18 protein-coding genes are annotated in these 19,955 nt (G+C 70.3%); 11 read left to right on the plus strand and 7 right to left on the minus strand.

Annotated elements, in window-relative coordinates; genetic code table 11:
• The first annotated feature begins 10 nt into the window (after positions 1 to 10).
• From AB0J04_RS30520 to AB0J04_RS30555, 8 genes are all read left to right on the plus strand, one after another.
• Positions 11 to 1,162 (plus strand): hypothetical protein, encoded by a 1,152-nt coding sequence (locus AB0J04_RS30520; protein WP_363171803.1) that lies wholly within the window; start codon positions 11 to 13, stop codon positions 1,160 to 1,162.
• Entirely contained in the window at positions 1,156 to 2,052 is an 897-nt protein-coding gene (locus AB0J04_RS30525; protein ID WP_363171804.1) for a radical SAM protein, read from the plus strand. Before AB0J04_RS30520 ends, AB0J04_RS30525 begins: the two co-directional genes overlap by 7 nt.
• A complete protein-coding gene (locus AB0J04_RS30530; protein ID WP_363171805.1) occupies positions 2,049 to 3,065 on the plus strand; it encodes a hypothetical protein in 1,017 nt (338 codons plus the stop codon). The genes AB0J04_RS30525 and AB0J04_RS30530 overlap by 4 nt, the downstream gene beginning before the upstream one ends.
• A 101-nt stretch (positions 3,066 to 3,166) precedes the next feature.
• Complete coding sequence (locus AB0J04_RS30535; protein ID WP_363171806.1) at positions 3,167 to 3,931, plus strand: methyltransferase domain-containing protein; 765 nt, start codon at positions 3,167 to 3,169, stop codon at positions 3,929 to 3,931.
• Positions 3,928 to 5,019 carry a hypothetical protein gene (locus tag AB0J04_RS30540; RefSeq protein ID WP_363171807.1) on the plus strand — a complete coding sequence of 364 codons (1,092 nt, stop codon included), beginning with the start codon at positions 3,928 to 3,930 and terminating at the stop codon, positions 5,017 to 5,019. The genes AB0J04_RS30535 and AB0J04_RS30540 overlap by 4 nt, the downstream gene beginning before the upstream one ends.
• A complete protein-coding gene (gene tyrS / locus AB0J04_RS30545; protein WP_363171808.1) occupies positions 5,016 to 7,424 on the plus strand; it encodes a tyrosine--tRNA ligase in 2,409 nt (802 codons plus the stop codon). The genes AB0J04_RS30540 and tyrS overlap by 4 nt, the downstream gene beginning before the upstream one ends.
• A 193-nt stretch (positions 7,425 to 7,617) precedes the next feature.
• Positions 7,618 to 8,328, plus strand: a complete 711-nt coding sequence (locus AB0J04_RS30550; protein WP_363171820.1) for an RNA polymerase sigma factor — start codon at positions 7,618 to 7,620, stop codon at positions 8,326 to 8,328.
• Positions 8,325 to 9,428 carry a CU044_5270 family protein gene (locus AB0J04_RS30555; RefSeq protein ID WP_363171809.1) on the plus strand — a complete coding sequence of 368 codons (1,104 nt, stop codon included), beginning with the start codon at positions 8,325 to 8,327 and terminating at the stop codon, positions 9,426 to 9,428. Before AB0J04_RS30550 ends, AB0J04_RS30555 begins: the two co-directional genes overlap by 4 nt.
• An 11-nt stretch (positions 9,429 to 9,439) precedes the next feature.
• Here the strand turns inward: AB0J04_RS30555 and AB0J04_RS30560 are convergent, their stop codons facing one another.
• On the minus strand, positions 9,440 to 10,042 hold the full coding sequence (locus AB0J04_RS30560) for a hypothetical protein (RefSeq protein WP_363171810.1): 603 nt from the start codon (positions 10,040 to 10,042) through the stop codon (positions 9,440 to 9,442).
• A 135-nt stretch (positions 10,043 to 10,177) separates the two neighbouring features.
• On the opposite strand from AB0J04_RS30560, the gene AB0J04_RS30565 reads away from it, so the two are divergent.
• On the plus strand, positions 10,178 to 10,483 hold the full coding sequence (locus AB0J04_RS30565) for a hypothetical protein (RefSeq protein WP_363171821.1): 306 nt from the start codon (positions 10,178 to 10,180) through the stop codon (positions 10,481 to 10,483).
• Positions 10,484 to 10,496: 13 nt separating this feature from the next.
• On the opposite strand, the gene AB0J04_RS30570 is transcribed toward AB0J04_RS30565, so the two are convergent.
• On the minus strand, positions 10,497 to 11,600 hold the full coding sequence (locus AB0J04_RS30570) for a hypothetical protein (RefSeq protein WP_363171811.1): 1,104 nt from the start codon (positions 11,598 to 11,600) through the stop codon (positions 10,497 to 10,499).
• A gap of 573 nt (positions 11,601 to 12,173) precedes the next feature.
• Between AB0J04_RS30570 and AB0J04_RS30575 the strand changes: the two genes are divergently transcribed.
• Positions 12,174 to 13,628 carry an alginate lyase family protein gene (locus AB0J04_RS30575; protein ID WP_363171822.1) on the plus strand — a complete coding sequence of 485 codons (1,455 nt, stop codon included), beginning with the start codon at positions 12,174 to 12,176 and terminating at the stop codon, positions 13,626 to 13,628.
• A gap of 43 nt (positions 13,629 to 13,671) precedes the next feature.
• Here the strand turns inward: AB0J04_RS30575 and AB0J04_RS30580 are convergent, their stop codons facing one another.
• Complete coding sequence (locus AB0J04_RS30580) at positions 13,672 to 15,000, minus strand: DUF445 domain-containing protein (RefSeq protein WP_363171823.1); 1,329 nt, start codon at positions 14,998 to 15,000, stop codon at positions 13,672 to 13,674.
• Between the two features lie 131 nt (positions 15,001 to 15,131).
• Between AB0J04_RS30580 and AB0J04_RS30585 the strand changes: the two genes are divergently transcribed.
• Positions 15,132 to 16,463, plus strand: a complete 1,332-nt coding sequence (locus AB0J04_RS30585; RefSeq protein WP_363171812.1) for an SGNH/GDSL hydrolase family protein — start codon at positions 15,132 to 15,134, stop codon at positions 16,461 to 16,463.
• 13 nt (positions 16,464 to 16,476) lie between these two features.
• On the opposite strand, the gene AB0J04_RS30590 is transcribed toward AB0J04_RS30585, so the two are convergent.
• Genes AB0J04_RS30590 through AB0J04_RS30605 form a run of 4 tightly spaced genes read right to left on the minus strand, consistent with a single transcriptional unit; the run spans position 16,477 to position 19,842 of the window.
• Entirely contained in the window at positions 16,477 to 17,172 is a 696-nt protein-coding gene (locus AB0J04_RS30590) for a DUF1707 domain-containing protein (protein WP_363171814.1), read from the minus strand.
• Between the two features lie 9 nt (positions 17,173 to 17,181).
• Positions 17,182 to 18,213 (minus strand): ABC transporter ATP-binding protein, encoded by a 1,032-nt coding sequence (locus tag AB0J04_RS30595; RefSeq protein ID WP_363171815.1) that lies wholly within the window; start codon positions 18,211 to 18,213, stop codon positions 17,182 to 17,184.
• 5 nt (positions 18,214 to 18,218) lie between these two features.
• Positions 18,219 to 18,983: an ABC transporter permease gene (locus AB0J04_RS30600; protein ID WP_363171824.1), complete on the minus strand. Its 765-nt coding sequence runs from the start codon at positions 18,981 to 18,983 to the stop codon at positions 18,219 to 18,221.
• Between the two features lie 58 nt (positions 18,984 to 19,041).
• The gene (locus AB0J04_RS30605; protein ID WP_363171816.1) at positions 19,042 to 19,842 is read right to left on the minus strand and encodes an ABC-2 family transporter protein; all 801 of its coding nucleotides are present in this window, start codon (positions 19,840 to 19,842) and stop codon (positions 19,042 to 19,044) included.
• Between the last annotated feature and the right edge of the window lie 113 nt (positions 19,843 to 19,955).

Consider the following 19,955-nt stretch of genomic DNA (forward strand, 5'->3'; position numbering starts at 1 on the left):
AGCCCACGCCATGGCGGTCACAACGCCATTGCTGGCCCACAAGATCAACTCACCCGCCGACATCCCACCCCGGGACGTGCACGACGGAATCACGCGCATTCTCGCTTTACCGGAAGGCCACACGCGCGACGTGATGCTGGGAAGCGTCCTGACAGGACTGCTTCTGCGGGGACCGAGGCTGGAGGAGGTCGAGGCCGCGGTCCGAGCCGCGACGGCCCTGGACCGAAACACTTGGGACTTCCACCAGCCGCCGGAGGGCATGCGGTTCGTCGGCTACACGGGCAGCGGGAAGAAGACCTTCAAGACGATCAACCTCAGTACCGCCGCCGCGCTGGTGGCGGCCACCGGGGGAGCACACATCGCGAAACTCGGATCGCGCAGTGCGTCGTCGAAGACCGGGTCTCGTGACTTCATCGACCTCGTGGGGGCGACGAGCGACACGGTGCCGCACCAAGAGATGGTCGACATCACGGCAGAGGTCGGCTTCGGGTTCTTCTCCATCGAGAACCGCGTACCCGAGTTCGATCGCCGCTACGGAGGCAGATTCCAGGCCGTGCACGCCCTCAGCCTGGCGTTCCCCGCCCTCCTCAGCCCGGTCACCTGTCCCGCCTACGTGTACGGCCTCTCGCACCCCGCGGTCGGCGCTTCCGCCCGGCTGCTCTCGAGACTCGGCCTGCCAGACGTGACAGTCATCAACTCCAGCCTTGGCAAGGCGGTCCAGGTCGACGAACTGATCCCCGAAAGCACCGTTCGGGCTTGCCGAATCAACGCCGGCCACGAGGACCTGACCTTCAACGACGAGGTGCGCAAGGGCGCGGCCTCGATGCCGCAGGACCTGATGTCCGTCGCCCAGCACGAGGACCCGCAGGAGAACGTCGCCGCGGCGATACGCGTACTGGCAGGGCAGGACACCAGCCAGGCGAGGAACGCGGTCGCCCTCAACGCGGCCCTGCTCATGCTGATGTCCGAGGCCGCGCCCACCATCCAGTCCGGTATCGACACAGCCCTCACGATCATCGACGTCGGCGCGGGCCTGGACACGCTGCAGCAGTTCGTACGTCTCACGGGTGGCGCCCCGGACAAACTCCGCTCGCTTCTGCGGCCCGTCTCCCCGACAGCCCTCCTGGTCAGCCCTGACAGCAAGGAGAAGGCACCATGCTGACGCACGACGAACTCGCGATCGTCCACCTGGTTCTCAACACCGACTGCAACGCCTGGGACCTGGCACCGACCAGCGACTCACCGGGGGTATGCCGGTTCTGCTACCGGGAGCGCAACCGGGTCAAGACGGACCCGGACACCGTCCGCAGGGTCATCGACCAAGTCCGCGCCGAGTCCGAGGCCCACCGGGTCGTGTTCACCGGCGGCGACCCCGTGATGCCGTACGACAACCACTTGGAGGTCGCCCTCCAGCACTCTAGAGAAGTCGGCTTCGAGACCAATCTCCATACCAACGGGCTGCTTCTGGGAGACCGTTACGCGGGACTGCGCGACCACGTGACCCTCTACTCCCTGGCCGTCGACGGTCCGAAGGCGGACTCGGCCGACTGGTTCCGCGGGCAGGGCTATTTCGAACGGTTCCGGTCCAACGTCGAGTTCCTCGTCGCCGACCGGCGCCGACTCGCCTTCAACTCGTTCACCACGGCCGCGTCCGTGCGGGAGCTGCCGCGGCTCGCGGAGTTCGTCGCCGGCATCGCTGATCGCACGGAGGTCGAGTACTGGCTGATCTCCCAGTACCGGCCCATCGGCCGTGCCAGCGCGGGCAAGGCGGAGCTCTACGGCTTCGAGCGGACTGACTTCGTCCGAGCCGTGGACGGGGTGCGCGGCACCGTCGCCCCGGTGGAGATCTTCGCCCAACCCACACGGGCGCCCGAGGACCCGTACCCGTTCCGCGTCTGGGTTCTCGCCAACGGAACGGTCACCGCGGACCTCGGCAGCGTGGCCGCGCCCCGCAACGCCGTGCTCGGGAACCTGCTGGCCGACGGCTTCGAGCCGCTGGTCCGCCGGGCCTTCGCCCTACGAGAGCAGCCTCAGTTGGAGGGGATCGCATGAAGTTCGACACCGCGTACTACGAGAGCGTCATCGACCAGCATCAGTACGAGCACTTGGGGCTCGGCACCATCGACTTCGCCCTTGCGGGGATGAGCCCCGGCGATCTGCTCACGAAGTGGGTGTGCCACACCGGGGCGCGGGAGTTCGCGGACGCCGTCGCGGGGGGTCGGCCGGCGATCGTCACCACCGGCGTCGGGCTCGGGGGCCCGCCGCACGCCGGCACCCTCTTCCAGCTGCTGCGCGCGGTCAAGCTCCAGCAGTGCGGACTCGATGTGCAGATCGTGCTGGGCGACCTCGACTCCTACAACGCACGACGCACGCCGCTGGACGCGGTGCGCCGCCTGGCCGACCAGTACGAGGAGTTCGCACTGGGGCTCGGCTTCGACCCGGGGCGCGGTGTACTGCGCCGGCAGGAGGGCGAGACCGACGTCATGGCCACCGCGTTCCTGCTCTCGCGCCATCTGGACGACGACGACTTCCACTGGGCGGAGGAGGACCTCGCCGGGCTCTACCGCAACCACGGGGTCTTCGACCACCTCAACTACGGCATGAAGCAGGCCACGTTGCTGATGGCCGCTGACTTCGTGCACCTGCTGCGCGAAGGACGGCACGTGCTGGTGTCCCTGGGCGTCGACGAGCACAAGTATGTCGCCCTCGCGCGCCGTGGGGCCGAACGCTGGGGTCTGCCCGCCGACCGGCTGGCCGGTATCTACACCAAGATGATCCCGGGCTTCGGGGGCCTGCCGAAGATGAGCAAGAGCATCCCCGGCTCCGGAATCGATGGCTCCATGCCCGCCGAGGACATCAGGGCCCTGCTGGCGGCGGACACCGACTCGGCGCCCTCCGACGACGGGTCGGCCCTACTCCAGATGTACGCGTGTCTGCCTGAGGTTGGCCAGGCGGAGTATGACCGTGTCTCCGCCGCGCGGCGCGCCGGAGACCGGGAGTGGCGTGTGATCCGAGAGGAGCTCGTCGAGCGGCTGATCACGCTGTTCTCCTGCTGGCCGAAGTAGCAGGCCCCCCTCCGGGGGAGCGCCGAACCCGCGGCCGTAGCAGCCGTGTGCCCTCTGCCGCACCACACACCCGAGCACGCGAGCAAGCAAGGAGTCTGACTGTGCACGCGGACACCACGACCACCTCACAGCCCCTGACCGGCCCTGATGCCCGGCAGCCCCCGGCCCTCGCCGAGTCCTCGCATCCGATAGGCGGCCCTGAGACCTTCTTCATTCGCCGCGGCTACCGCAGCCGGAGCGAGGTCGAGTACTTCCTTGACGAGACGGACGACACCGTCACCTGGCAGCCTGACGTCTATCCCTACGCCGCCGAGCGGGCCGAGGAGCTCGGCCGTGACGTCGTGATCGACATCGGCTGCGGGCAGGCGGGCAAGCTGGCCTCTCTCGCCGCCGCGCACCCCGACTGGACCGTCGTCGGCGTGGACTTCGGGGACAACCTCCGCTGGTGCCGCGACAACCACCCATTCGGACAGTGGGTGGAGGTGGACCTCGAGTCGGCCGAGCGGCTGCCGCTCGACCCGGACCTCGTCCGCCGGTCCGTGGTGATCTGCTCCGACGTGATTGAGCACTTGGTGGACCCGGCCCCGACGCTGTCCCTGATCCTGGGACTGCTGCGGGAGGGCAGCGCCGCTGCCGTCCTGTCCACGCCGGCCCGTGAGTGCCGCAGCGGCTACGACACCTCTGGACCGCCGCGCAACCCCAGCCATGTGCGGGAGTGGGCAAGCGACGAGTTCCAGGCGCTGCTGCGGGCGTCCGGATTCGAGATCCACTACGCGGGCCTCACCCGAAGCGACGACGCCTCCAACGGTCTGTCCACCCAGCTGCTCCTCGTCGGCGTGGGAGGGACGGAGGTGGGAGAGCAGTGACGGTGGTTCCCCGGTCCCGGGGCCTGCGCGTCGTTCACCTGCCGGCTCGTACCCCGTACGCGTGGAAGCTCCAGAGCCCTGACTTCCACATCCTGAACGGGACAGAGATTCCCACGGGCGAGACGGTGCCAGAGGCGGTCAGCGCCGCATGGCTCCTCGAACACGGCCCTCTCACGTGGCTCGACGTCCTGCACCTGCACCACATCGATTTCGAGGACCTTGCCACGCTGGAGCGCCTGCTCGACGCGTGCCTGGGCTACGGAGTCAAGGTGGTCTTCACGGCCCACGACACCCGGCCCATGGTCGGCAACGCCGAAGGCTTCGTCGAGCGGCTGCGGCTGCTCCGATCTGCCGAGGTCAGCTGGGTCTGTCTCACTGAGGGATCCGTTACAAAGCTGACGGAGGTTCTCGACGAGAGTCCCAATGCAGCGGTCATCCCCCACGGGTACGTCGTTGCCCCCGAGTCGGTGGCTGACGTGGAGCGCGAGGCGAGGGGCCCGGGGGCCAGGTACCTCATGTTCGGTGCCTCCCGGGCCAGCAGGGACCAGTTGTCCACCATGGCCAACTGGAGCCTGGGGATCACGGATCCCCACAGCACGCTCCACGTCCTTCTGCGCGCGTTCAGCCCTGCGGACTTCGCTGACCGCGGCCGTGCTCCGCTGGTCCTGGAGACCGCCGGGCGCGACCCCCGTATCCGCCTCACCATGCGCCCGTATCCCACGGACGACGAAGTGGTCAGAGCTGGGCTGGTTTCGGACTCCCTGCTGCTGCCGTACCTCTGGGGGAGTCACTCCGGGCAGCTGGAACTGGCCTTCGACCTGAACCTGCTTCCGGTCTGCTCCCTCACAGGGCACTTGCCCGAGCAGTACGAGCGGCACGAGGGGCTCGTAGAGGAACCCGAATGGTTCGATTGGTCGCAGGGGCATCCCAACCTCTTCGGAGAGAAGTTCCTGACCGCGCTCGAGAAAGCGGCAGCACGGCTCGGCTCCAAGCCCCGCCGCCTCGACCGCGAGTTCCTCGACTACAGGGCCCAGGAACACAGGACGATCCTGGACGACTACGCCCGCGTGTACGGGGGTGACCGGTGAGCGCCCCTCCGCGTATTTCGTGCGTGATCCTGTGCCACAACTACGGCCGGTATCTCGACCAGGCCATAACAAGCTGTCTGGAACAGGAGCCCGGAAAATTCGTCCTTCACGAAATCATCGTCATCGACGACGGATCCAACGACGAAACCGAGGAGGTATGCCGTCGCCACGAAAAGAACGTCAAGGTCATCCGGAGGAGCCAGCAAGGTTTCGGCCAAACCTTGACCGACGCCTTTCTCCTCAGCACAGGCGACTGGGTGGCTCCGCTCGACGCCGATGACTGGTTCCACCCATCGAAGCTGCGTACATGCGCCGAGGCGATGACGGGTGAAACGCTGTTCATCGAGCACTGGGAGAACGTCGTCGACTCCCACGGAAATCCGAAGCTGAAGGAGCCCCACCCGGGCGGAAACACGAGCACGTTGGTGGTCCATCGCGACACCGCCCTCAGCCTCCTGCCGGTGAGTAACGAGATTTCCTTCCACGCGCTGCGCGAGGCCGGCCGGGGTGCCGTCCTCCGGGACCCGTTGACCTTCTATCGGGTGCACCCGCGCAGCATGACCGACCGAATTACGCCCGGCCTGTCACAGGATTATCGGGCCGAGGTGTGTCTGGGACTCTCGGATCGGCTCCGCACTCTGTGCGGGAATCCTCCAGCCTGGGCGACCACTGGCCAACTCAGGCGAATCTCCCAGCATTTCCGTGCCCTCGCTTCTGGGCACAGAGTGGAATCCGCCCTGCAGCGAAATCAACGCCTATCCGCCGTGATCCTGATTCCGGGAATGCTCATCGCCACCCTCCGAGCCCGGGACCCAATAGCCCCGTGGCTCCGGTCCCTCTCCAGCGCGATCGCGGGTCGGCCGCTGGTCCGGCTCACGACGGACCAAGGCAGACTCAATCGTGATCATTCTGCCGATGCAACGAGGGCGGCGATGATAAAATCGCCGCTTCCAATCCCTACTGGTCGGGCCAGTTGTCCGACCCAGGAGCGTATAAGCGCCATGAGCCGTTTGAGCGAGTCCGTCACCCGCGTCATGCACATCCTCGATGGAGCGGACCTGGGCGCGGACTATACGGTCGCGCAGCTGCTCGACGAGACAACAGCCCGGCGCTCCCTGGACCTCTCCGACCTCTCCCCCCAGGAGCAGGCCACCCTGGTCGAGGGGCGCACGAACCACCTGATCCCCTCGGCCGCGGTGCTCGCCGAGAAGATCGAAGCCGCGCAGGCCGCCGGACGCCCGTTCGTCGTCAAGTACGGCATCGACCCGACCTCGCCCGACGTCCACCTCGGCCACGCGGTGCCGATCATCATCGCCAGCCGTTTCCAGCGGATGGGCCACCACGTCGTCTTCATCATCGGTGACGTGACGGCCAAGATCGGTGACCCGTCGGGACGGTCCTCGGATCGACCGCCCCTCACCGACGAGGACATCGCCCGCAACCTGAGCGGCTACCAGCAGCAGGTCACGCCGTTCATCGACTTCGAGCGGGCCGACCTGCGCTTCAACGGCGAGTGGCTGAACAAGGTCACCCTGCCGGAGCTCGTCGGGGTTCTTGCCCGGGTGCCGGTCTCCATGTCGCTCCAGCGCGAGGACTTCCGCACCCGGCTAGCCGATGGCCATGGGCTGTCCGTCGCCGAGTTCGTCTACTCCGTCGTCATGGCCTGGGACTCCGTGGCCATCGACGCCGATGTCGAACTCGGCGGTGTGGACCAGCTGTTGAACCTCCAGATGTGCCGCAAGGTCATGGAGATCTCGGAGCAGGACCCCGAGGTCGTCATCACCACCCCGCTCATCGAGGGCACCGACGGCACGGGCACCAAGATGAGCAAGAGCAAGGGCAACTACGTGGGCTTGACGGCGTCGCCTGATGACGTCTACGGCCGGCTGATGTCCATCCCCGACCACCTGACCGAGCCGTACCTCCAGCTGCTCACCGAGTGGACGGACGACGAGATCCGCGTAATCACCAAGCGCCTGGAGGAGGGGACCGCGCACCCGATGGCCATCAAGCGCATCCTCGCCGGCGAGGTGGTCGCCGCCCTCCACGGCCTGGACGCTGCTGCCGCCGCTCGCGCGGAGTTCACGGCGCGCTTCTCCAAGCGCTCTTTCGCGGACACCCAGAACCTCCCCGTCATCTCCCTGAAGGACCACGCCGAAGACACGCTCGGGGCGCTGATCAGCCGCACGCTGGACTTCGCTCCCAGCATCTCCGCCGTGCGCCGCGTGGCTCAGCAGAAGGGCCTCCGTCTGATCCGCGAATCGAACGGAGACCAGCAGCCCATGCCGCTCACGGAGGCTTCTGTTCAGCAGACCCTCGGCGAAGTCGTCAGCGAGATCGGGGCACTCGAAGGATCCGAGCTGTACCTCAAGGTGGGCCGCAAGGTCGCCCGCATCGACGTCTGAGAACAGGCTCGGCGCCGACTCACCTGCGAGCGAGTCGGCACCGTTCTGTTTGCTCCTCGCTGCAACCGACAGGCGTGTTGTCAGGGCCGACGCCTCCCGGGTGTGACCAGCGCCACGGGAACCCCCTCCCCCACCGCGGAGAGGTACATGTGTGAGTTCCAACGCTGGCGATGGCAGAGACGAAGACGGCCGCTTGCGGGCGCGGGTGCGGGGTGGGGAGCGTGAGGCGTTCTCCGAGCTGTACGAGCTGTACGCCACGGCCGTGTATCACCATGCCCTTCGGCTGACCGGTGACTGGTCGGTGGCCGAGGAGGTCATGTCCGAGACGTTTCTTGCCGCCTGGCGGGGGCGGGGGGATGTGGCCGTCGAGGGTGGGTCGTTGCGGCCCTGGTTGTTCGGGATCGCCACCAACAAGGCGCGGAACGCCGATCGGGGGCTTCGGCGGCGGCTCGCCTTTCTTGCTCGGCGGACCGAGGCCGAGACGATGGACGACTTCGCCGAGGACGTCGTCGGACGGGTGGACGACGCCCGGCGGCTCGCCGAAGTGCGGCGGGTGATGCAGCGGTTGCGGCGGCATGAGCGGGAGGTCATCGCCCTGTGCGTGTGGGGCGGGCTCGACTACGCGCAGGCCGCCGAGGCTCTGGGGGTGCCCGTGGGGACCGTCCGGTCGCGGCTGTCGCGGGCTCGGGCGCGGCTTCGGGAGATCGTCGAGCGTACGGAACAGCGGACGGAACAGCGGACGGAACAGCCGACGGAACAGGGCTCGGATCTGCGCAAGGATCAGCGCACGGGTCAGCGCAAGGAGCAACGCACGGGTCAGCGCACGGAACTCCGGGGGCGTCGCGGAGAGGTACAGAGTGAGACCGCGTTCGCGGTCCTGCCCATTCAGGAGGAAGCCCGATGAACTCCACTCCGGAGGAACTCGACGAACTCGGGGAACTGGAGCGGCTGTTGCCGGCCGGTCCCGTCGAGCGGGGGCTGCCGTCCGGGCGTCACTCCCATCACAAGGACGTTCTGATGCAGCTCATCGACCGCGATCGTGCACGCGAGACGAACGGCGTTCGCGCTCTGCCCGTGCCCAGACCCAGGCCTCGCCTGTTGTCCCGGCCCGCGCTCGTCGCCGGTGCCGTCGCCGTCGCGTTGGCCGCCGGGCTCACCGTCGGGGTCGGCTCGGGACGGCACGACGGCGGGGGTACGGCGGCTCGGCCCGGCGCGAGCGGCACGGGTGGCAGTGACAGTCGCAGTGCCGTCGTCACCCTCGACCGGATCGCCGCCGTCGCCCTGCGGACCGACGTCGAAGCGGTGGGCGAGGACCAGTTCGTGTACGTGCGGAGCAGGACGGCCGGGAACGAAGGTGTCTTCGACGGGCCCGTCGAGCCGGGGAAGCCGCAGGAGCGGCAGGTGTGGTTCTCGCAGCAGGCGGGGGCCACGATCGATGTCGGGCTGATCCGCGAGGACGGGCAGGACTGGCCGATCGAGGTGGGCGTGGTGGACGGGACCGATCCGAAGGACGCCGGGATTCCCGCCGGGATCGACCGGCCCACCTACGCCTGGCTCGCCTCCCTGCCCACCGATCCCGAGGCGCTGCTGAAGCTGCTCTACACGGAGACGCCCCTGGACGAGACCCGTAAAGACCGGGGCCAGGCCGTCTTCAATGAGATCGGGAACCTCATCAGGGAGCAGATCATGCCTCCCGCCACCGCCGCCGCCTTCTATCGGGCCGCCGCGCGGATTCCCGGTGTGACCGAGTTGCCCGACGCCGTCGACGCGGCGGGACGGCACGGAATCGCCATCGCCCGTGAGGACACGGCGGACGGGACCCGTACGGAGTGGATCTTCGACCGCACCACCCTCGGCTACCTCGGCGAACGCACCGTCTTCAGCCGGGACACCGAGCGGGCCGAGGCGGGGACGGTCCTGTTCACCAGCGCGGTGCTGGAGCGGGCCGTCGTCGGCAAGCGGGGGCTGGAGCCCGGCGAGCGGCGGCGGGCGGGGAGGAGTTAGCCGGGGAGGAGTCAGGGGGCGTCCGGCTCCGTTCTTGGACGCCTCGCCGCCGCGCGGACTCGTTTCGTGCGGCCGTGTTCCGCCAGGAAGGCCAGTACGGGGGCCGGGACGCCCGGGGTCTCGGTGAGTCTGCGTTGCAGCCAGTCGGAGGCGGCGGACAGGGTGGACGGGCTCCAGGAGTGGGTGGCGGTGGCCTGATGGACGAGCGTCCACTCCTGTAGGCGGAGGGTCAGGAAGGGGTCGTCGCCGATGGCCTCCGTCAGCGGGGCTGTCCAGGTGTGCCACGTCCGGTCGTCGATGCCGGCCAGTTTCGCCGCCCGTCCGTCCAGGTGTCGGACCACCGCCGCTCGGGCCATCTGGCGGTCCGGGTCCTCGGCGAGGATGCGGCGGATCAGCGGCGCCTCTTCTGTCGATGGGGCCGCGTCGAGGGCCCGCAGGTGCTCGGCGAACCTGGCGTGTTCCGGAGGTTCGGACGGCTCGAAGGGTTCCGGGGGTTCGGACGGCTCGGACCGTTCAGACGGCTGGGACGGCTCGGACCGTTCAGACGGCTCGGACGGCTCGGACCGTTCAGATGGCTCGGACGGTTCTGAGGTGGCGTCCAGGAAGTTCGTCATCGCCTCGTGTAACGGTAGGGGGCTCGCGGACAACACCCCCGCGAGCCGGGGGCGTCATGCCTGCGCGTTAGCCTCGCATGCGTAAGCGATACGGGACCGACCAGGAGGCAGACAGGCATGGCGAAGGTCGCGAAAATTGCGGACGTTCCCGGTGCGGTGATCGCCGCCGGTGGACTGGTCGGCGGGTACGGCGTGGCCCGGTGGACGAGGCAGCGGCCGCTGGGCGGGGCCGTCCTCGCCGTCGCGGGGGCCGCTGCGGCGCGGCGGTGGCAGCAGCGGGCCGGCGGGAAGGCCGCCGGGGCGCTGACCGCCGCGTACGTCGTCGCCTTCGCGGGGTCGCATCCGCTGGCGAAGAAGGTGGGCGCGTGGCCGGCCGTCTTCGGGGTCGCGGGTGCGGTGGCGGTCGCGTCGTGGGCGGTCGCGGACCGGAAGGGCGCCTGATCGGCCGACGGCCTCAGGAGGAGTGCGGCGGGTAGGCGCCGTACGGGGACGGGGCTGCCCCATAGCCGGGGGACTGCGCCGGGACTCCGTAACCCGGGGTATGGCCGGGAGCCCCGTAACCGGGAGTCGGGCCCGGAACCCCGTAACCCGGGGTCTGGCCGGGAACCCCGTAACCGGGGGGCTGGCCCGGTACCCCGTAACCGGGAGTCTGGCCCGGTGTCAGAGGCGCCGGTTCTCCCTCCGGGACCGGGACCGGCCCCGCACCCGGGCCCCACAGCGGCTCGGGCTGCCGCTGGTCCTCCGGGTCGCGTCCGAGGGCCGACCTCAGCGTCACCCCGTACCGGCCGTTCAGCCGCCGGATCTCCCACACCGACAGGGCCGTCACCGAGAGCGGGCCGCCCAGCAGGAAGCTGTAGAGGACCAGCGGGGGTGCGGCCACGTCGGGGCCGTCGAACAGGCTCAGGACGAACAGGGACCACACCAGGAACGGTGAGATCAGCGCGGGCAGCAGCTCGTGGACGTCGCCGACCCGGAAGCAGCAGTTGAGCGCGTGCGCCGCGGCGACCAGGGTGAACAGCGCCACCACGCCCAGGACGAGCGCGGCGATGAGCATGGCGATGACGAACACGAAGAAGGACAGCAGCCAGGCGAGGGTGCCCGCCGCCCGGATGTCGGCCCACGGGATGATCTCCGCTCGCAACAGCTTCGTCATCAGCAGGGCACCGCCGGCGCACACGCCCGCGCCGAGCAGAATGGCGCCGAGCGCCGTGCCCGGGCCGGTGAGGCGCCGGACGTAGACGGCGCGGAGCGTGGGGTCGGCCATGCCGATGAAGACGCTCAGGGTGATCACCCCGGCGACGAGGGCGATCCCGCAGCCGATCAGCACGTCCAGCAACTTGCCCAGCAGGATGTCCTGGCCGCTCTCGGCCAGCGGGTAGGCGAACAGCATCCACACCGACGCCACGACCCCCGCCCAGGTACGACCGGACTGGAGCCGCTGGACGACCGGGTCGCCGACGCGGTCGGGACGGGACGCGGCGGCGATCGCGACGGCGGCTCTGAACGGGTTGAGCGAGGAGGGCAGCGCGGCCGACAGTCCTGTGCGCCTGGTGTTCACTGCGACGTCTCCCCCGAGTACGTGACGGTGGTTCACGTGTTCGCACGTGCCACGACGGGTCACCTTATCCGATCTTTACCGGCGGCCTCCCCCGATCTCCGTTCCCGGTTCCTGCCCCGACCGGAACGCCCGCCGGTACCCCTGACCGACGCCTCCAGCCCGTCGACGCCCGTACGACGCCCGTACGACGCCCGTACGACGCCCGCACGGCGCCCGCACGGTGAACGCCCCCGCGCTCACCTCCCCGGAGGCGGACGGCGAGCAGACCCGGTACGCGGGACGGCCGTCGGGCATCCGCGCCCGGCCGAAGGCGTCGAGGCGGACAGATCGACGACCGTCCAAATCGCCATGTCCACCAGGGTGTTCAACCTGCCGTGGGCGACGGAGACGATCCTGATGATCGTCCGGCCGGGGGCGACCACCGGCGCGCAGGGCCTGTCCGGGACGCGCCCACTCGCGGGCGGACTTTTCGTTATCCGCGCGCCCCGCGCCCGTCTCCCGGTCATGCACCTGACTCGACCTCGACAGAACAGCGTCAGCACGGGCGTCAGCACGGGCGTCAGCCGCCGGAGCATGCTGAAGGCCGCGGGCGTCGCGGCCGGGGCCACCGCCCTCGGTTACGCCGCGGCACCGACCGCCACCGCCGCCGGCTACGCCCACCCCGGCCTCCTGCACACCCGCGCCGATCTGGCCCGGATGGCCGCCAAGGTGAAGGCCGGCGCCGCGCCCTACACCGCCGGGTACGCCAAGCTGACCGCCAACCGGCATGCGCAGAGCGGCTGGACGGCCAACCCGCAGGCGACCGTGTACCGGGGCTCGGGCTCGCCCCAGAACTACACGATCCTCTACAACGACCTCCACGCCGCCTACCAGAACGGCCTGCGCTTCCACGTCAGCGGCGAGAGCCGGTACGCCGACACGGCCGTCGCGATCCTCAACGCCTGGTCGGCGAAGCTCACTTCGCTCGCGGGGTCGGCCGACCGGTTCCTGGCCGCCGGGCTGTACGGCTACCAGGCCGCCAACGCCGCCGAACTCGTGCGCGACCGGCCCGACTTCGAGCTCGAACGCTTCCAGAAGCTGCTGAGCACGGTCTTCTCCCCGCTCAGCGAGAGCTTCCTCGTCAGCCACAACAACGCCGTGGTCACGAACTACTGGCCCAACTGGGACCTGACCGCCATGGCCTGCGTCCTCGCCACCGGCGTCTTCTGCGACGACAGCGCCAAGGTGGAACAGGCCGTCGAGTACTTCAAGAGCGGCTCCGGGCTGGGCGCCGTCAGGAACGCCATCCCCGTCGTGCACGACGACGGTCTCGCCGAGTGGCTGGAGGCCGGCCGCGACCAGGGCCACGCGCTGCTCGGCGTCGGCCTCATGGGCACCTTCTGCGAGATGGCCTGGAACCAGGGCATCGACCTCTACGGCTACGACGACAACCGCTTCCTCAAGGGCGCCCAGTACGTGGCCAAGTGGAGTCTCGGCGGCGACGTCGCCTACACCGCCAACACGCGCAGGAAGGGCGCGATCGGAGGCTGGTCGGGCAAGGAGACCGCTTCCGACGCGGCCGCCGTCGACCCCACGATGACCCGGCCCATCTGGGCGATGATCTCCAACCACTACACCAAGCGCCGGGGGCTCTCCGCGCCCTACCTCACCCGCATCGCCGCCAAGGCCGCGCCCGAGGGCGGCGGCGGGGACTACGGCCCCAACAGCGGCGGCTTCGACCAACTCGGCTTGGGCACCCTGGCGTTCACCCGGGACGCGCAGAGCAGGGCGACGACGGCCGTCCCCACGACGCCCACCGCCTCCGCCTCCCCGGCCACGGACGGCTCGAACGCCTCTGACGCCTCCGCCGCACCCTCCCCCACCTCAAGTCCCGCCACCGGCCCGTCCCCCGCCGGAAAGACCGGCGATCTCGCCTCCACCGGCTCCACCGACCTCGTCGCCTGGACCGCGACCACCGGCCTCACCGCCCTGGCCGGCGGCCTGCTGTTGCTGCGCCGCCGCGGACGGACCCGGGACGCGGCCGAGTAAGCGCCCAGGGAGCCCTCCTCAGCCCGCCCCCCTCCGCCCGCCCCTACGCCCCCAGCCACCGCGCCACCGTATAGATCACCAGCCCCGCCAGCGAGCCCACCACCGTGCCGTTGATCCGGATGAACTGCAGGTCACGGCCGATGTTGGCCTCGATCTTGCGGGTGGTGTGCTCCGCGTCCCAGCTCGCGACCGTGTCGGTGATCAGGGAGGTGATCTCCTTCCGGTACGTCGTCACGACGTGCACCGCCGCGCCCTCGACCCAGCTGTCGACCTTGTCCTGGACCTTGCGCTCGGTCGCCATCCGCGCGCCCAGCGACAGCAGGGAGGCCCGCGCACGCAGGCGCAGCTCACTGCGCTCGTCCTCCGCCGCCGCGACGATCATGGAGCGGACGGCGGTCCAGACGGACGCGATCAGGTCCTGGACCTCGCCCCGGCCCAGCACCTCGCCCTTGAGCCGCTCCACCCGCGCGCGGGTCTCCGTGTCGGACTGCAGGTCGGAGGCGAAGTCGGTGAGGAAGCGGTCGAGGGAGCCGCGGGCCGGGTGGGTGGGCATGTCCCGCATCTCCGCGCAGAAGCGCACCAACTCCTTGTAGACGCGCTCGCCGACCTTCTTGTCGACGAACCGCGGGGTCCAGCCGGGCGCGCCGCCCTGCACCGCGTCCATCACCGAGTCGCCGTGCAGCACCAGCCAGTCGTGGGCGCGCGTCACCACCAGGTCCACCGCCCGCCGATGACCGCCGTCCGCGACGATCCGCTCCAGCAGCTTCCCGATGCCCGGCGCGATCTCCTGGGCGTCGGCGCGCCGCGTGATGGCCTCCCCGACGACCGCCTGGACGTCCGAGTCGCGCAGCACCGTCAGCGCGCCCCGCACCGCGGTCGCCAGCTCCGCCGTCACCCGGTCGGCGTGCTCCGGCTCCGCCAGCCAGGCGCCCAGCCGGGTGCCGATGCCGACCGCGCGCAGCCGCTGCCGTACGACGTCCTCGGAGAGGAAGTTCTCCCCGACGAACTCGCCCAGCGAGACGCCCAGCTGGTCCTTCTTGTTCGGGATGATCGCCGTGTGCGGGATGGGCAGGCCGAGCGGGTGACGGAACAGCGCGGTGACCGCGAACCAGTCGGCGAGCGCGCCGACCATGCCCGCCTCCGCGGCCGCCGCCACATAGCCCGCCCAGGCGCCCGCGCCGTGGTGGGAGGCCAGCTCGGCGAGCACGTACACCACGGCGACGAAGAGCAGCAGCCCGGCCGCGGTGAGTTTCATCCGGCGCACCCCGCGCTGCTTCTCCTCGTCGGCGGGGGTGAAGGAGGTCATGGCTTTGTAGGACGTCTTCCCGCCCGGCGCGCCGCCCGGCCCCCGGTCCGGCGCCCCGTCCGGCATCCTGTCCGCCGCCGCTGCCGCTGCCGCTTCGGTAGGTTCCATTTGCTCCACCCGTTCGGTGATCCCGCGCACATTGTCCCTTCCTGACCGACTCCCGGAACGAATCAAGAGTTCCCGACGTCTGTCAGGTGGTGACCGTCAAGCACCAGGGCTATGCCCTCCTGTCGGCGATCGTCGCACTTGTCGTGGCCCTGTCCGCGGCCATATACGTCGGGGCCGACTACGTCGGGGCCGCCGCCGATCGTGGCCCGGGGCACCGCCGGAGCGTGGACATCGCCGCCGGGGGCTCCGGCCGCGCCGCGCCCGTCTCGACCGGTGTGTGGGTCGGCAGCTGGGCCGCCGCGCCCGTCGGCGCCGAGCCGGGCACCGAGGCCGGCCTGGCGGACCGCACGGTCCGCAACGTCGTGCACACCAGCGTCGGCGGGACGAGCGCCCGTGTCACCCTGTCGAACCTCTACGGCGCCCGCCCGCTCACCGTCACCCACGCCACGCTCGCCGTCGCGGCCGCCGAGAACAGCGCGGCGGCCGACCCCGGCCGCCTGCGCCGGCTGACCTTCGGCGGCGCCACGACCGTCGTCGTCCCGGCCGGCGAGCAGGCCGTCAGCGACGCCGTGGCCCTCGCCGTCCCGGCCGACGCCGACGTCCTGGTCAGCGTCTACTCCCCCACCTCCGCCGGACCGGTCACCTACCACCCGAACACCCGGCAGACCGGCTATGTCGCCGTCGGCGAGTCCACCGAGGACGTCACCGGCGCCGCGTTCACCGCGGCCGGCACACGCTGGCGCTATCTGACCGCGCTGGACGTCCTCGGCGACGAGGCCGACGGCACCGTCGTCGCGTTCGGCGACTCCATCACCGCCGGCGTCACCTCCACCGTCGGCCGGAACCGCCGCTGGCCGGACGTCCTCGCCGACCGGCTGCGCACCACCGCCGACGCCCAGGGCGACGCGCCCCGCTACGGCGTCGTCAACGCCGGCATCAGCGGCAACCAGGTCCTCGTCGACGACGACGCCCGCGGCCTGCACCGCTTCGAACGCGACGTCCTCGACCGGGCGAACGTGAAGGTCGTCGTCATCGACCTCGGCGTCAACGACATCCTGCGCAACCGGGCCCTCGCCGACCCGCAGGCGATCGTGGCCGGGCTGCGCACCCTCGTCGACCGCGCCCACGCCCGCGGCGTCAAGGTCGTCGGCGCCACCCTCACGCCGTTCCGCGGCCACGCCCGCTACACCGCCGCCCGGGAGGACGTCCGGCAGCAGATCAACCGGGCGATCCGGACGGGCACTCTGTTCGACGAGGTCGTCGACTTCGACAAGGCCCTGCGCGACCCGTACGACCCGCGCAGCCTCCGCGCCGAGTACGACTCCGGAGACCGTCTGCACCCCAGCGACCGCGGCTACCGGAAGATGGCGCAGACCGTCGACCTGGCCGAGCTGAAGGGATCCGCGCCCGCCCGGCTGTAGGGCTGGAGGGGACTCAGTCCTCGCCGGACCGCAGTTCGCGCTTCGCCGCCTTGCGCTCCAGCTTCTCCTGCCGCCGCGCGGCCCGCGTCTTCTTGCGCTCGACGCCGACCCCGCCCCAGAAGGCGAACCCCGTGACGATCACCCGCGGGGCCCCCGGATCCCCCACGACCCCGCTCTCCCGCTGGTCGAAGCCGCCCATCACGCCGATGCCGCGGACCACCACCTCGACGCCCGGCGGCACGGTGAGCTGCACCCCGCCCATGATCGCGACGCAGTTGATCACGACCTCGTCGGCGGCGAAGTCCGCCTCGCGCAGGTCGATCTCGCCGCCGCCCCAGAAGGCGAAGCAGTCGAAGCGCCGCGGGACCGTCCAGCGGCCCTTGCGCTGGAAACCGGACAGCACGGCCACGCCCCAGGTCGACGAACCCTCGCCGCCCACCACCCGCCCGTCCCAACTCCCGTCCGGTACCGGCTCCTTGCGCAGCGACAGGACCGGCGGAGGCGTGACCCCGGCGACCGGCAGGTCCCGGGTGATCGGCGCCAACTCCCCGTAGGTGCGCGCCTTGTACGTCTGCTCCAGTCGTTCCTCGAACTCCGCCATGTCGAGACGGCCCTCCGCGAGGGCATCCCGCAGAACCTCCGAGACCCGCTCACGATCGGCGTCGGAGGCACGGAGTTCCGCAGGACCCGGGACCGCGTCGTCACTCATGTCAGCAGCCTACGATTTCCCGGGCCCCGGCACTACGGCGGACCGGCCGGCCGCCGGTCCGTCGTGCTGCCGCTCCGCGTACATCTTCGCGATCACGGCCTCGATGTCCGGCTCCCGCACCGACAGGTCCACCAGGGGATACTCGGCCGCGATCCGGGCGACGAGCGGCGCCGCCGAATCCGACGCCGGGAACGCCAGCCACTGCCGCGGACCGTCCACCTTCACCACCCGCGCCGCCTCCCCCACGTCGATCGGCGGCAGCTCCCGCTCCAGGTCCACCACCAGCGTCCGCTCGCTGTCGCCCGCCTCGTGCAGCCCGGCCAGCGCGCCGTCGTAGACCAGCCGGCCGTGGTCGATGACCATCACCCGGGAGCAGAGCTGCTCGATGTCCTGGAGGTCGTGCGTGGTGAGCAGCACCGTCGTGCCGCGCTCGGCGTTCAGCTCGCGCAGGAACTCCCGCACCCGCGCCTTGGAGACGACGTCCAGACCGATCGTCGGCTCGTCGAGGTAGAGCACCTCGGGATCGTGCAGCAGGGCCGCCGCGATGTCGCCGCGCATCCGCTGGCCGAGCGAGAGCTGACGGACCGGAACGTCCAACAGGGCGCCGAGGTCGAGGAGTTCGACCAGACTGTCGAGGTTCTCCCGGTAACGGGCGTCAGGGATGCGGTACATGCGGTGCATCAGCCGGTAGGAGTCGATCAGCGGCAGGTCCCACCACAGGGTCGTGCGCTGTCCGAACACCACCCCGATGCGGTGCGCCAGACGCGTCCGCTCGCGGGACGGGTCGATGCCGGCCACCCGCAGCCGGCCGCCGCTCGGGGTCAGGATCCCCGTCAGCATCTTGATCGTCGTCGACTTCCCGGCGCCGTTCGGCCCGATGTAGCCGACCATCTCACCGCGCGCCACGGTGAAGGAGATCGCGTCGACCGCCCGCACCTGCCGCAGCTCCCGCTTCAGGAAGCCGGTCTTCCTGCGCACGTCGAAGACCTTCTCGACGCGATCCAGCTCGATGAAGGCGTCCATGGTGTCCCTGCTGCCCATTGTCGCTAACTCCCCGTACTCCGATACGACCTGAGCCCCGTCCGCCATGCCAGCCCCGCCACCGCACAGCACGCGGCCGCCACCAGCGGCGCAGCGAACGCCGCCCCCTCCGGCAGCCCCAGCGGACAGGGCCGCCCCAACACATAGGTGGCGGGCACCCAGTTGACGAAGGCCAGCGGAACCACGAAGGTCACCCCCCGCACCAGCTCCTTGCCGAACACCGTCGGTGGGTACTGCAACAGCGTCTGGCCGCCGTAGGTGAACGCCGACTGCACCTCCGACGCGTCCTGCGCCACGAACTGGAAGGCCGCGCCCACCACCAGCACCGCGGCGAAGATCACCCCGCCGCAGACCAGCGTCACCGGCACCAGCAGCGCCTTCACCGGCGTCCACGCCACGTCCATCGTCACCAGCGCATAGCCCAGCACCAGCGCGCCCTGCATGATCCGGCTGACACGGCGCAACGCGAACCGGTCCGCGGCGACCTGCGCCAGCAGCGGCGCGGGCCGCACCAGCAGCGTGTCCAGCGTGCCGTCACGCACGCGCGTGCCCAGCCGGCCCGCCGACCCGATCACCAGGTCCGCGAGCCCGAACGACATCGCCGACAGCCCGTAGAGGAACGCGATCTCGGGCAGCGTGTACCCGCCGAGCGAGTCGACCTGCGAGAACATCAGCAAGATCGCGACAAAGTCCAGACCGGTCACCAGCAGCCCGCCCACCACGGTCATCACGAAGGACACCCGGTAGGTCATCGTCGACCGGATCCACATCCCGGCGATCAGCCGATAGGCCCGCAGCCCCTCCGCGAGCCGCCCGCTCTCGTCCCGCTCACCCACCCTGGACCACCACCCGCCGCGTCGCCGCCCCCTGCACCAGCCGCCCCACCGCCAGCAGCACCACCGCCCACACCGCCTGGAACGCGAACGCGGGCAGCGGATCGACCTCGCCCATCAGCACGTCGGCCGGCATCTGCAACAGCGCCGCCCACGGCAGCGCCGCCACGACGTCCCCGTACGGCTGCGGAAACGCGTTCAGCGGCAGCGCCATCCCCGAACAGAACATGCCGGTCACCATCAGCACCTGCAACGCGCCCGTGCCGTCCAGCAGCCAGAACCCGCTGAGCGCCACCAGGAACCGGATCCCGTAACTGACCAGCATCGCAAGGGCGACCGCCACCAGGAACGCCAGCCAGGTCACCGGATCGTCCGGCAACGCGGTGGGGAAGAACAGCGCCCCGAACGCGAACGGGATCACCCCGCGCCCCAGCAACTGGAACAGCGCCCGCCCCATGTCGCTCGCCAGCCACCACGCCTGAAGATCGGCGGGCCGGTACAGGTCGATGGCGATCTCACCCGTGCGAATGCGCTCCATGAGGTCGGTCTCGAAGCCGCCGCCCTGTATCGCCAGCGTCGCGTACAGCGCCTGCCCCAGCCACACATAGGTGACCGCCTGCGCCTGGTCGTAGCCCCCGAGGTGCGGCCGCTCGTCCCACAACGCCAGGTATGTGTAGACGAGGATCAGGCCGAAAACGGTGTTCGTGAACACCCCTGCGGCCGTGGCCACCCGATACGTCGCGTACCTTCTGAAACCCCCCGCCGCGACGGCCGCGTACAACCGCGCCGATCCCAAGGCAACCGTCCTCCTCGCCCGCTAGTGCCGCGGCAGGCAACGTTTGCCCGTCAAGGAGCGGCGTCCGGTGCGTGCTCTCGGTGTGCCGGCCGGAAGTCCTCGTACTGGACGTA

The sequence above is a fragment of the Streptomyces sp. NPDC050263 genome, assembly GCF_040655955.1.
GTDB lineage: Bacteria > Actinomycetota > Actinomycetes > Streptomycetales > Streptomycetaceae > Streptomyces.

Excerpts from the sequence above, each read along its gene's own strand:
- AB0J04_RS30560 (WP_363171810.1), bottom strand. The coding sequence starts at position 10,042 with ATGACGAACTTCCTGGACGCCACCTCAGAACCGTCCGAGCCATCTGAA.
- AB0J04_RS30520 (WP_363171803.1), top strand. The coding sequence starts at position 11 with ATGGCGGTCACAACGCCATTGCTGGCCCACAAGATCAACTCACCCGCC.
- AB0J04_RS30530 (WP_363171805.1), top strand. The coding sequence starts at position 2,049 with ATGAAGTTCGACACCGCGTACTACGAGAGCGTCATCGACCAGCATCAG.
- AB0J04_RS30580 (WP_363171823.1), bottom strand. The coding sequence starts at position 15,000 with ATGCCGGACGGGGCGCCGGACCGGGGGCCGGGCGGCGCGCCGGGCGGG.
- AB0J04_RS30575 (WP_363171822.1), top strand. The coding sequence starts at position 12,174 with ATGCTGAAGGCCGCGGGCGTCGCGGCCGGGGCCACCGCCCTCGGTTAC.
- AB0J04_RS30595 (WP_363171815.1), bottom strand. The coding sequence starts at position 18,213 with ATGGGCAGCAGGGACACCATGGACGCCTTCATCGAGCTGGATCGCGTC.
- AB0J04_RS30600 (WP_363171824.1), bottom strand. The coding sequence starts at position 18,983 with ATGTGGATCCGGTCGACGATGACCTACCGGGTGTCCTTCGTGATGACC.
- AB0J04_RS30525 (WP_363171804.1), top strand. The coding sequence starts at position 1,156 with ATGCTGACGCACGACGAACTCGCGATCGTCCACCTGGTTCTCAACACC.
- AB0J04_RS30555 (WP_363171809.1), top strand. The coding sequence starts at position 8,325 with ATGAACTCCACTCCGGAGGAACTCGACGAACTCGGGGAACTGGAGCGG.
- AB0J04_RS30590 (WP_363171814.1), bottom strand. The coding sequence starts at position 17,172 with ATGAGTGACGACGCGGTCCCGGGTCCTGCGGAACTCCGTGCCTCCGAC.